The following is an 11,536-nucleotide window of genomic DNA, read 5'->3' as shown; positions in this document are numbered from 1 at the left end:
CCGCCGCCGGCTACAACTTCTCCCTCCTGCTCAGGTGGCTGAAGGGGTTTTTGTCGCTCTTGATTGCCCTGCTTCAAATCCGGCCGAAGCCGGTCGCCGCTTAGGGCTCGGATTGTTCACGGTCGACTAGTGAGCACTCTCCAATATGTTAGGCTCTGTCGCAGTAGCGCAACAAGCTCAGTCTTTGGATGGGTGGTATGAGGATGAGACGACTGAATGTGTACAGGCTCAGTCTTTTTATCGAGGCTCTCGTTTTTGTCGTAAGCGCGTTCGGTGCGACGTGGCTTACCAGCTTTGTGAACGCGCCATGGTGGACATATGTGATTATAGCGGCCATCGCTATGGGCATGTTCGTCGCCGTGCGTGGGGTCCTTTCTGAGCCGCAACGTATGGGACTCTTGGCACACAACTCGGCAGCGACCTCTGCGTGAACCCAGACGCCTTGAAAATGTGCCCGATGCGTCCGGATTTTTGGCGGTGATCTTCATCAAATGCGATGAGCTGCAATTTCTGGCGACGGCCACGCTAAGGGCGGGCCTCCAGCACCATGTTGAACGGTGTCTCCGCGGCGCGACGCAATCGCTTGAAGCCGCCGCCGGTCACAACCTTGCGCAGCCTCGCCTCACCGGCCTGGGCTCCAAGCGCGAGCCCGACTTCCTGCGACACGGATGCGGGCGTGCACACGAAAGTGGAAGCGGCATAGTAAACGCGGCCGACGGGATTGAGGTTCGCCGCCAGATGATCATGCGCGAACGGCTCGACGATCATCCACGTGCCGTCCGGCTTGAGCGATCCGTGGACATGGGTGGCGGCGCCCGTCGGGTCGCCCATGTCGTGAAGGCAATCGAAGAATGTGACGAGGTCATAGGTTCCGGGATAGCTCTTGGCGGCCGCCACGTCGAACCGCGTGTTAACGCCGACGCCGGCTACCTCGGCCGCCTTGCGGGCGCGCTCAATCGAAGGGGCATGATAGTCGAAGCCGACGAAGCGCGAATTGGGGAAGGCCTGTGCCATGAGCACGGTCGATGCACCATGACCGCATCCAACATCCGCGACGTCCACGCCGCGTTCGAGCTTCTCGACGACGCCCTCCAAGGCCGGCAGCCAGGAGTCGATCAGATTGGCATTGTAGCCTGGACGGAAGAACCGTTCCGTACCGCGAAACAGACACGCGCTATGATCGTGCCACCCGACGCCCTTGCCGGACTGGAATGCCTGCCTCACCTTTTCTTCATCGAGCCACAGCGCGGACAGGAACTCGAATGCGCCTGCCATGAAGGCCGGGCTGTCTTCATCAGCGAACACCAGCTCTTGCTCGGCGTTGAGATAGAATTTGTCGCTCGCTTCATCGTAGTCGACGTAACCCGCCGCCGCCTGCCCGGAAAGCCATTCCCTTACGAGGCGTTCCTGGGTGCCGGTGCGTGTCGAAAGTTCGGCGGCCGTCATCTTGCCGCCTTCGCGCAATGCCTTGAACAGGCCGAGTCTGTCCCCCAGCAGGACTCCCGCGCCCGTTGCGATCGCACCGAGATCGCCGACCATTTTCCCCAAGAATGCGTCCAACTTTTCCTGATTCGCTTCAGACATCTGAATCTCCCTTTGGGTTCAATCTCTCCAGGCGACGGAGCCGTGCTCGTCATGAGGCGCCTTGAGCATCAGATGCTCGAAGACATGCAGATATCCCCGGCGGCTCATTCCGCGCTGCCGATCCTGCACCAGACCATATGGGTGACGACCGGCGCGGTGGTCGGGAATGACAGCCACCTCCATGCCGTTGAAAAGCAGGAAATCCGTCACTTTGCCCTCGTCGGTAACCGGCGGAGCCGGAGTGGTCGTCACCAGGGCAAGCCCTGTTGCAGCAGGTATCCTTGGGCAGCCTGTCAGAACATCGATGACTCCGGTTGTGGTGCCGGGGTGGGCGATCAGGGGCCAAGTGATTGTTCCGCGGCGGCTGTATGTTGTGGTAAGGTGATCATGCGAACTCTTGTTGGTCGGTCACGTGTTTTGCGGATGACCCGCATGTACTGTGCCAAATGAGAAAACCATTCAAACGCAATCCAGTAGATCTGACTGTATCCGACATTGTCGGAATTTGGACATCGCCGAACGCGAAGCGCTCGGGGCTTGTGACGATACTTGAGCGTGCTGCTTCGGAGGAGGGATGAGCCTCGAACCGGCCGCGAGGCCTTTTTCTGGCAACGGATATTCCGGCCGGGTTAGGCCGCGAGGAAAGCGACGGTGAATAAGAGGTAGAGGACCAACCGTTTTGAGCGGGTAGTTGCCGTGTTGCGCCCCCAGGCAAAGGCCAGCACCACGGAGCAGTATTTCTGGTGGCGATACTACAACGCCTTTTAGTGCCGGTTACCCGTTTTTACCCAGTTGGCCTGGTGCATTCAGAGCGAGCTCGTTGGAAACCGCTTATTGTGGCTATGAGCGAACTCGGGATGGAGGAGTGGACCCAAAAATTGGCAAAATGCCCCAGGGAGGATTACATGGGTCGCTCATTCCCCGTACTCGTTACAGGTGCGCGTCGCTTCGCAAACAGCTTGCTTTTGACTTGGCGTTTTTTGCCGTCTCGGCATCGCTCACTAATTCGGCCGCTGCCGACACCGTGAACTGGCGTCAATTCGAAGGGACCAGCATAACTTGGGCCTACGACATCCACCCCTATGCGGATGCTCTCGCTGCGCAATTTCCGGAGTTCGAGAAGCTGACCCGGCATCAAGGTCACGCCGGAACTCTACCCAGACGATTCTTACTGGAACAAGATGACGATCCAACTGACGACGAAGTCGCCAGCATGGGATGTGTTCGGCACTGGCATTCAGCCCGCGTAGGACCTCGCTCCGAGTGGCGCCCTGGAGCCGCTGGACAAATACCTGAGCGATTGGAAGCTTACCGATGCTGGATACGACTACATTACGTGGACATGATCAAGAAGTGCGCGGCTCCTTCCTTCGCGTCCGGCCGCAGCGCGATGACGATCGACTCAAATATGTTCGGCTTCTGGAACGATGTTGCGGGGAAGCCGGCATCCGGCAAGATCGCCTTCGCTCCGCCGCTGCACGCACCGAGCGCCACGAGCTTGGAGTCTGACATCTGGATCTGGGCTCTCGCCATGAACGCGGCTTCCGAAAAGAAGGGCACGGCCTGGCTGTTCATCCCGTGGGCCACCTCCAAGCAGGTGGCGCTCAAGGGTGCCCTTGCTGGCCAGCTCGTCAATCCGCCGCGCACGTCGACCTGGCAGACGACACCTGGACTAAGTACGCTTCGCAGCCCGAGTTCAACAACTTCGTTGACAGCTTCAAAAAGATACAGGACCAAGCCGCGCTGGCTTTCACACCGCGTGTCGGCTTCGGCGAAGCCATGAACGCATGGGCCGTGGCGATGCAGAAGATGGTAAACGGCGATGACGTCGAGACGACGTTGAGGGCGCTTGCCGAAGAAATCCGCACTGGCCTCTGATCAAAAGGAACAGGGCAGTACTATTGCACTGCCCTGTTCCCGCCAACGGCGGAGATCACGCCGTGTCACCCCAAGCACTTAAACCCAGCGTGCCGATGGCAGCCGAAGGACCTGGCGCGCGCGCCTCGTCCGGTTCGGCTTCGCTGGAGGGGCGTTCCATCGACTGTTTCAGCCTTGCAATCATCCAGGCGCTGGCCAAAAGCCAGATGGAGCGCCGGCTCAGGAACCGGCGCAAAAACTCGAGCCTGCCGGCGCTGATCGAGCTGGTGCTGGCGCGGCCGCTGGTGTCGGCAGGTCTGGTCGCGGCCGAGCTGAAAATTAGCCAGCGCGCTGCGCTCGGGCTGGTGCCGAACTCGGCATCCGTGAGGTGACCGGCAGGGGGCGCTACCGGGCGTGGGACCCCGTTTAGCTGCGGCGGGCTTTGGCGAAAGCGACAGCACTGATGATTTTTGCTGTACGCTCATTCTCCCTCATCTGCGCGTTGACAGAAAACCAGCAGGCGAGGGTCACAGCACGCTGTGCTCCCCGCGATTTCCGGAAAACCAATGAAAAACGACTTTGATCGATCGCGCGGGACGTATCATTCAACCATGTCGAGAACGGGCGTGACGGCACGTACACTATGGACCGAGAGAACTTTGTCTGGCGACTTTGCGCACGCTTGCAAAACTCTTCGGAAAACTTCCTTCTGTTGATCCAATGATCGTAATGAGCTGGAGTGGCATCGCCGCTCTCCTCGGTTCTTGCTCTCTCAGTTGAACTTGATGCTAGCCTGCACGAAAACGCCGTAGCGCTTTGCCTTCCAATCGTCGGCCTGCGGGGAACCACGACCGCCCATTGCCTCTTCGAAATGAGCGGTGCCGTTATTCGCCACGGCCGCAACACCGCCTCGAGCTGGACGCCATGCCCATCGCCGTCTTCGGGAATTAGCTTGATCTTGGGCGCATGTGGTGCTGCTCTTTGCCGTCGAGCCGCGTGAAGAGGAACGCCACGTCACCAGAAAGGCTGAGTCGCTCGGTGAGTTGCGTCTGCCCGGCCAAGCCGAGTCGCAGCGAATGCCAATCGTTGTCCTGGCTGAGAGGTTGACGTAGGTGGGACGGTTGGCACACAGGTTCCCCAGTTGGTCGCCTGCTGCGTGCAACCGAAAGCATCGTAGCTCTCGTGCCAGAAATTGTTGCCAACAAAAGCACCGATGCGGTAGCGCGGTGAGTTCAAGAAATTATATCCAAGATCGGCGGTGAAATAGCTGACGCCGCCCCCGCGCTGATCACTGAATGTGTTTGAGTAGCCCCCCATTTCCGTAAGAAGTCCTCGTCATGAGAAAATCCTCCCTGATGCCGCCCGCACCGAGGAGGCCTTTACGAAAATGCCAGTCGGATTGTGGACTCGAATGCGCGTCTAGATCGTCATAGGTGAGCCGCGAGACCAGTGACGTACCTTTATGATTGTAAAGTTCCTTCGATGCGTTGCCGGTACTGGCCAGTAACGTAGTCCACCCTCGAAGGAAAAGACTGAGGCCGCCGACCCGGCTACCGACGCCGACTCGCAATCACCGGCACTCGACGGCGGTTCGGAACTTCTCGGTGCCGCAGCGCCGGCCAAGCCGGACGGGCCCGGTGAAAAATTCGTCGTCGAGGGCAAGGCGCCCGCTGCTGCGCCCGGCCGCGCCGACGATTTTTCTTGGCCGCCAAGGCGGCAGCCTGCGGCCGGGGCCACAACCGAAACGACCACGGCGATCAGTCCGTAAGCTGCCCGGGGCAGCGGAAGGGCGGAAAGCGCCTTCAGGTGGCCGCACAAGTAGGGTCTCGAGACGGACTCAGCGCGGCAGCACGCTCGATCCCATCAGCGCCTCATCGATGGCGCGCGCCGCCTGGCGGCCCTCGCGGATCGCCCAGACGACCAGCGACTGGCCGCGCCGCACGTCGCCCGCCGCATAGAGCTTTTCGACGCTGGTCCTGTAGTCCCGGTCATTGGCCTCGACATTCTTCGAGCGGCGGCTGTCAATGGCGATCTTCATCTGGCCGGCCAGTTCCGACACCGGCCCGCGAGCGGCTGGCCCGGCAAAGCCGATGGCGATGAACGCGAGATCGGCGCGGATGACGAATTCGGTGCCGGCGATCGGCTTGCGCTTTTCGTCGACTTCGCAGCATTTGACCCCGGTCAGCTGGCCGTTTTCGCCGATGAATTCAAGCGTCGCCACCTGGAATTCGCGCTCGGCGCCTTCGGCCTGCGAGGATGACGTGCGCATCTTGGTCGCCCAGTATGGCCAGACCGACAGCTTGTCTTCCTTTTCCGGCGGCTGCGGCCGGATGTCGAGCTGGGTGACGCGCACCGCGCCCTGGCGGAAGGCGGTGCCGACGCAGTCGGAGGCAGTGTCGCCGCCGCCGACGACGACGACATGCTGGCCGCCGGCGAGGATCGGATGCGACGGCCACGCCACCGACTGGATCGGTTCGCCGCCGACACGCCTGTTCTGCTGCACCAGATAGGGCATCGCGTCATGCACGCCGCCGAGATCGTCGCCGGGAATGCCGGCCGCGCGCGGCGTTTCGGAACCGCCGCAATAAAGCACGGCGTCATGTTCGGCGAGCAGCTCGGCAACCGGCTTGTCGACGCCGACATTGACGCCGCAATGGAAGGTGACGCCCTCGCCCTGCATCTGCTCGATGCGCCGGTCGATATAGTGCTTCTCGATCTTGAAGTCGGGAATGCCGTAACGCATCAACCCGCCGGGCCGGCTCTCGCGCTCATAGACATGGACGTCGTGGCCGGCGCGGCCGAGCTGCTGGGCAGCCGACATGCCGGCCGGGCCGGAGCCGATGACGGCGACGCGCTTGCCGGTCTTCTTCTCCGGCGGATAGGGCCTGATATGGCCGGTCTCGTAAGCCTTGTCGGCGATCGCCTGCTCGACCGTCTTGATGGCGACGGGGATGTCCTCGAGGTTCAGCGTGCAGGCTTCCTCGCAAGGTGCGGGGCAGATGCGGCCGGTGAACTCCGGGAAATTGTTGGTCGAATGCAGGTTGCGGATCGCATTGTCCCAGTCGCCATTGTAGACGAGGTCGTTCCAGTCCGGGATCTGGTTGTGGATCGGGCAGCCCGTCGGCCCATGGCAGAACGGAATGCCGCAATCCATGCAGCGCGCGGCCTGTTTCTCGACCTCTTTGTCGGACATCGGCAGCGTGAATTCGCGGAAATGCCGGATGCGGTCGGAGGCCGGCTGGTACTTGTGCACCTGCCGGTCGATTTCGAGAAAGCCTGTTACCTTGCCCATAGTCCAGTTCCTGCTGTCCAGATGGTGCGCCTGGCGACGCCCTGCAGCTGGATCAGATGGGGCATCCCGTCCACACATGGGCCGCACCAAGTTGCCCAAAATTCGACTATGTACACTTGCCGGGCTCAAAGCTCGTGAGGGGCTCGCCATGCAGCCAGTTCTCGACTCTAATCGAAGGAGCCGGGGACTCCATCTGCAATACCACGTTGCGGTCCAAAGCTATTTCCAAAGGTTTCTGCACGAGCTGGTTTCCTCTCAGAGACGGCACACGGGTTCAGGGAGGAGCGCATCGCTCGTCTTGCCCCATTGAGTGCAGTCACAGTCACTCAGTCTCAAAAGCCATGCCAACGCGCTCAGCGCGCAGTTAGCGCCCATTGCTTCGAAAAACCTCGTCAGTGCCCAGATGTTGGTTGTAATGAACCTGACATTTGTCTGACGCTGTCAGCTTTTGGACACGCGATCACGCGCTTCGTGCCGCCAGATGGCCAGGCCGAGCCCTGTGTTGCCAGCGGTCGCTTCGATGATTGTACCGCCCCGCGCGTGCCACGCTGTTCGGCATTAACGATCATCGACAACGCAATGCGATCCTTGATCGATCCGCCGGGATTCTGGCTTTCGATCTTGACGAAGCGACGACACCTGCCGGTATCGAATCTCTTCAGTTCGACGACCGGCGTCTCCCCAATCAGATCGAGCACTGACAAATGGCGGACGCAGGCGAGAGGACGCCTTTGTCGACGGTCGGCGGAACATCTCGAGGCTCATGCGGCTGCGGTCTCCAGAATGTCGGCATAGTGCCGTTGCGCAATATCGGGATGCGAGCGCAGTCGGCTCTTCAGCAGTTGCGGAACAGGGGATTGTCGGGGTCGCTGGCGGGGCACCCGCTTCGGCAGCCAGTTCAGGCGGCAGGTCAAGAAACCGTATGTCGGCATCAAGCCGCGCGCCGAAGAAGAAGGGAATAGAAACAGTGCCCTTCGAAAGACCCAGGGCGACGGAAATCATTGCATCGGGCGAGTTCATGCGCCTGAAGCAGCGCTGGCTGCAACTGCTTCATAGCGACAGGCGGGCGGAGACTCTAGCGGGGCTTTCGCCGCTTGGTTGATTGAGGCTCTCGACGAAGCCACTAAGATTCGGCGGCCGATAATAGCTTGCTGCTCATTGGGACGCCGACCAACGCCGGGATTGAGAAAGGCAACCCTGCCCCACAAGGCGGGTGTCACACGTGCGGTGCGTCCGCTCGTCGCGCCGGATGGTCTTTGAGACCTGGGTTCACGGCTATTCAGATGCACCCCTGTCGGCTTTTCGGTGCAGGCCGCCAGGCGGCGTGTTGCAGCAGCGGTAATTAGTTTGAGAGCGTGCGAGCACGGGCTGCATAGTGAGATCATTTGCCGGCGTGGGGACCAAGGTGTGGCGCAGCCTTAGAGAACTCAACACCGAGACCGGAGCAACGGAGACGGCTCTTTCGTCGAGACAGTTTAATTGGAAGGCCGAGAAGCACCGGCTGGGTAGCGTCACGCCGCATCATTCTTTGCGGAGCTGGAGCGCGCGGGATCGCTGGAGCGGCTGGTGAAAGCGGTTGCCGGGGCGCACGCCAACAACAACACGTGAGCTGGCGCCTCGTGTGGCAAAAGGAGGGGGCGAGAGCCCATGGCCTGCAATGAAGCGATCAAGCATTGCGATCGTGGAACCAAGCTGCCTAGTCGACCATCCGGACCGCGGCCTTCAAGCCAGCTCGCCTTGGAATCGGCCTTCCAGGAATCACCGTCAAGGCCGACTCACGACCTTTTCGCCATGAGCCGCGAAGAGGGCATTCCGCCGGAAGCCGATGGCTGCCTTCTCTCGTTCATCGACGGCTATGTGGTGAGCGGCCATGTGCCGGTCGGCACGGTCAACAAGCTCTTGACCGAGCGGCCCGACATCAAAGGGCATGACGCTGCCCGGCATGCCGATGGGCTCCCCCGGCATGAGTGGCACGAAGGAAGCGCCCTTCGAGATTCTCGAAATCCGAAAGTCTGACGCGACCGGCGGCATCTACGCCACGGAATAGGAGGCTTCGATGATGGAATGCATGAGCGGCATGATGATGTTCGGCACGGGCCTGGTGTGGCTGCTTGTCGTCGTCGTGCTCGTCCTCGGGACGGCCGCGCTGATCAAATACCTGTTCTCCAGCGGCGGCAAAGGAGAAGGGCGTCGGTCCTCTTATCGATGCGTGGCCGCGGCAGGCCTCGGATTGGTCTGGACATTGCCTTGGCTCGCCAACCGGATGGCCGCGCCCCGGCCGCGGCGATAGCGCTAGGCAAGACGGTTTTAGCCAGGCGAAGGTCAGCGCGATTGGAAAGCCCGCTGCCTTCGGGACGCATGCCGGCGCCGGGACCGGCCGCGGTCGTCGGCGGCGGCTACCAGAGCGACATGCCGGGCTTCGGGAATGTCCTCACCGACGAGGAGATCCGGGCCGTTCTGGCCTTCATCAAAAGCACATGGCCCGAGCGGGAACGCGCCTATCAGGCAGATGAGCCGCCGGGAGCGGGAGCAGACACAGTGAGACCAATCCTAGCCGCGGAGCCCTCGAACGCCCCCAACCGGAATGCATTGTCCATGAAAGCGAAACCGTCGCTTGCGATTCAATTTCTGGCGCTGATCCTCGGGACCTCCGCGCTGGCCCACCATCCGGGCGCCGATCTCGACAAGATGAGGGACAGCGCGGAGAGGTTCTTCCAGGCGATCGACGAGCAGGCCGCGCCGCCTTTCGAACTGGCCGACGCGGACGGAAGGGCCGTCCGCCTTCCGATCTCTCCGACAAGATCGTGGTGCTCTACTTCATGACGAGGTAACCTTGGAAGAAGAAGGCGACGGCCACTGGCGGCAGGATGGCAAGCACGCTGGCCGCAAAAAGCGGCCCATACTCATAGAAGCGGGCCGGTTCTGTCGCAAATCGTGCTTTTGGCCACAACTGGACGCTTTCGCGCGCTTATGGACCAGCTCACATGACAGGGCTCGACGTGCCCCGGGGTGGCGCCCTACTTCCACGCTCGCACTGTCACACTCCCGCCGAAAGGCGGGTTTAGTGAGTTATGGCAGTGACTGTGCCACCAGTCCAAACGTCGAGTTTCGCGGCAACTTCGACGCTTTCCTTAGCTGACTTGCCCAAAACCAGCGCGGCCAAAGCATACTGCTTGCCGCTCCCGATGGCATAATATTCACCTTTCACGGGATCACTTGGCAGCCAATTGCCGTCCAACAATACGGCTTCCCCATTTTTGCGCACTATCAGCGCCTCAAATTCAAAATTGTCGTCGTTGCGCGGCACAGGAATATCAGAAACATCCATGCCCTTCTCAACCCAGTCTCGAACGGCCTTTGGAATACCCAAGGACGAAGAGGAAACGCCGATGAGTGTGCCGTCGCATAAGCGAAACACCTTCGTTTTCTCACCGACGGATACTGAGTCAAAACCCAAGGCTCGGCCGTCGCCAGCCATGGTTCCGTTCCTGTAAGCTATTGTTGTCATTGGCACCCTTCTATCGCTGCATCAAACTTCAGGACCTTGCGCATGTCCCCTGTGTCAAGGTCACTGACCGACGGCCTATTTGCCTGATACACGATACAGGCTGCGCTCCTTGAGTTCGCGCACGGGTGGCCGTCATCTTGCCGCCTTCGCGCAATGCCTTGAACAGGCCGAGTCTGTCCCCCAGCGGGAATGACAACCACCTCCATGTCGTTGAAACGCAGGAAATCCGTCACTTTGCCTCGTCGGTAACGGGCGGAGCCGGAGCGGTCGTCACCGGGCAAGCGCGGTCGCAGTAGGTATCCTGGGCAGCCCGTCAGACATGGATGGCTTCGGTTGTGTCATGCGACTTCTTGTTGGTCGGTCACGTGTTTCCGGATAACCAGCATGCGCTGTGCCAAATGAGAAAACCATTTAAAGTCAATCCAGCAGATCTGACTGTATTCCGACATTGTCGGAAATTGGACATCGCCGAACGCGGGCGCTCGGGGCTTGTGATGATACTTGGGCGTGCTGCTTCGGAGGAGGGATGCGCCTCGTACCGGCCGCGAAGCCTTCCTGCATTTAAGGCGCCAGATCAATTGAACGCGATGCCGGGCAGCGTCGCAGCGGCTAAGCCAGCCACTCGCATTGCTCCCTGACAGGATGGTGCCGATCCTGCTGAGATCGCATGCTGGCGCGACGTTGCTTTGCGGCCACCGTCGCGCCTGCCCGTGAACTGTTCGCGCCTGTGCTCATGCTCGCCTTGACACCCTCGATGGGTCCATCCGGGATGGTCAACCATCCGGAACATAGCGGGCAGGCGGGCATCTTCACCAGCAGTCTCTGTGTCGCTCTCGTGGCGGCAAACAAGATCGAGGCTGGCGGGGTGATGATCAACGGTCCTCGAACCATCGATTTTGATCGCGGTGGCCGTTCAGTGCGTTCAAGCACGAGGCGCCGTTAGACGGCACCGCAGCATCATAGCGAAGTGCCATGCAGGACGACTCCCTGCAGCATCGTCTCGCGCAGCCAAACACTTGCCGGATCACTGTTGTGAACGGCCGGGCGTTTGACGGCCTGTGACGCGAAAAGGCAACGGAAGATCTAGCATTTATGGGGGAAATGTTTTTTCGGAGTGCTTGACCCGCAGGAAGGGCAGGGCATGACTGCCTATCGCCCGACCCGGCAAGGCCGCACTCATGACCGGCTGGGCTCGGTTAATCCTGCATGCCGCGCCCATGAGGTTACTTGTCCGGAGTGCGTCGAGCACAACGAGGAGATGTAGTTCACGATCTTTGAAAAGCGTGGTCAACCAT

8 protein-coding genes and 7 pseudogenes are annotated in these 11,536 nt (G+C 60.7%); 6 read left to right on the top strand and 9 right to left on the bottom strand.

Annotation, left to right across the window (positions count from 1 at the left end; genetic code table 11):
- Nucleotides 1-525: 525 nt before the first annotated feature.
- From EN879_RS10645 to EN879_RS39850, 3 genes and pseudogenes are all read right to left on the bottom strand, one after another.
- Nucleotides 526-1,584 (bottom strand): class I SAM-dependent methyltransferase, encoded by a 1,059-nt coding sequence (locus tag EN879_RS10645; RefSeq protein ID WP_024504268.1) that lies wholly within the window; start codon nt 1,582-1,584, stop codon nt 526-528.
- Between the two features lie 57 nt (nt 1,585-1,641).
- Nucleotides 1,642-1,863 (bottom strand): annotated as a pseudogene (locus tag EN879_RS10640) (insulinase family protein); the annotation flags it as partial.
- A gap of 1,053 nt (nt 1,864-2,916) precedes the next feature.
- Nucleotides 2,917-3,159: a hypothetical protein gene (locus EN879_RS39850; RefSeq protein WP_224571023.1), complete on the bottom strand. Its 243-nt coding sequence runs from the start codon at nt 3,157-3,159 to the stop codon at nt 2,917-2,919.
- 3 nt (nt 3,160-3,162) lie between these two features.
- On the opposite strand from EN879_RS39850, the gene EN879_RS39845 reads away from it, so the two are divergent.
- From EN879_RS39845 to EN879_RS39840, 3 genes and pseudogenes are all read left to right on the top strand, one after another.
- Nucleotides 3,163-3,462 (top strand): hypothetical protein, encoded by a 300-nt coding sequence (locus EN879_RS39845; RefSeq protein WP_224571022.1) that lies wholly within the window; start codon nt 3,163-3,165, stop codon nt 3,460-3,462.
- Nucleotides 3,463-3,524: 62 nt separating this feature from the next.
- Nucleotides 3,525-3,833 carry a helix-turn-helix domain-containing protein gene (locus EN879_RS40720; RefSeq protein WP_236473435.1) on the top strand — a complete coding sequence of 103 codons (309 nt, stop codon included), beginning with the start codon at nt 3,525-3,527 and terminating at the stop codon, nt 3,831-3,833.
- A 1,181-nt stretch (nt 3,834-5,014) separates the two neighbouring features.
- A pseudogene (locus EN879_RS39840) lies at nt 5,015-5,209 on the top strand (DUF459 domain-containing protein); the annotation flags it as partial.
- A gap of 69 nt (nt 5,210-5,278) precedes the next feature.
- On the opposite strand, the gene EN879_RS10620 reads toward EN879_RS39840, so the two are convergent.
- From EN879_RS10620 to EN879_RS39835, 4 genes and pseudogenes are all read right to left on the bottom strand, one after another.
- Nucleotides 5,279-6,733, bottom strand: a complete 1,455-nt coding sequence (locus EN879_RS10620) for a glutamate synthase subunit beta (protein ID WP_063169408.1) — start codon at nt 6,731-6,733, stop codon at nt 5,279-5,281.
- 41 nt (nt 6,734-6,774) lie between these two features.
- Nucleotides 6,775-6,938, bottom strand: a pseudogene (locus tag EN879_RS10615) (thioredoxin domain-containing protein); the annotation flags it as partial.
- A gap of 278 nt (nt 6,939-7,216) precedes the next feature.
- Nucleotides 7,217-7,486 (bottom strand): annotated as a pseudogene (locus EN879_RS10610) (pyridoxal-phosphate dependent enzyme); the annotation flags it as partial.
- 8 nt (nt 7,487-7,494) lie between these two features.
- Nucleotides 7,495-7,699: pseudogene (locus EN879_RS39835) on the bottom strand (isopenicillin N synthase family oxygenase); the annotation flags it as partial.
- Nucleotides 7,700-8,500: 801 nt separating this feature from the next.
- Here EN879_RS39835 and EN879_RS10600 point away from each other — a divergent pair.
- The 3 genes and pseudogenes from EN879_RS10600 to EN879_RS40715 all read left to right on the top strand — a co-directional run.
- Nucleotides 8,501-8,780, top strand: a pseudogene (locus EN879_RS10600) (DUF411 domain-containing protein); the annotation flags it as partial.
- Nucleotides 8,781-8,789: 9 nt separating this feature from the next.
- Nucleotides 8,790-9,023 (top strand): hypothetical protein, encoded by a 234-nt coding sequence (locus EN879_RS39830; RefSeq protein ID WP_127312611.1) that lies wholly within the window; start codon nt 8,790-8,792, stop codon nt 9,021-9,023.
- A 41-nt stretch (nt 9,024-9,064) separates the two neighbouring features.
- Nucleotides 9,065-9,556, top strand: a complete 492-nt coding sequence (locus tag EN879_RS40715) for a cytochrome c (RefSeq protein WP_244514239.1) — start codon at nt 9,065-9,067, stop codon at nt 9,554-9,556.
- 238 nt (nt 9,557-9,794) lie between these two features.
- Here EN879_RS40715 and EN879_RS10585 read toward each other — a convergent pair whose 3' ends face one another.
- Together EN879_RS10585 and EN879_RS40560 are read right to left on the bottom strand one after the other, a co-directional pair.
- Nucleotides 9,795-10,211: a hypothetical protein gene (locus EN879_RS10585; protein ID WP_063169404.1), complete on the bottom strand. Its 417-nt coding sequence runs from the start codon at nt 10,209-10,211 to the stop codon at nt 9,795-9,797.
- A 1,120-nt stretch (nt 10,212-11,331) separates the two neighbouring features.
- A pseudogene (locus EN879_RS40560) lies at nt 11,332-11,536 on the bottom strand (hypothetical protein); the annotation flags it as partial.

It is taken from the genome of Mesorhizobium sp. M7A.F.Ca.AU.002.02.1.1 (assembly GCF_003998535.1).
GTDB lineage: Bacteria > Pseudomonadota > Alphaproteobacteria > Rhizobiales > Rhizobiaceae > Mesorhizobium > Mesorhizobium ciceri.
This window is presented reverse-complemented; position numbering and strand designations above follow the sequence as displayed.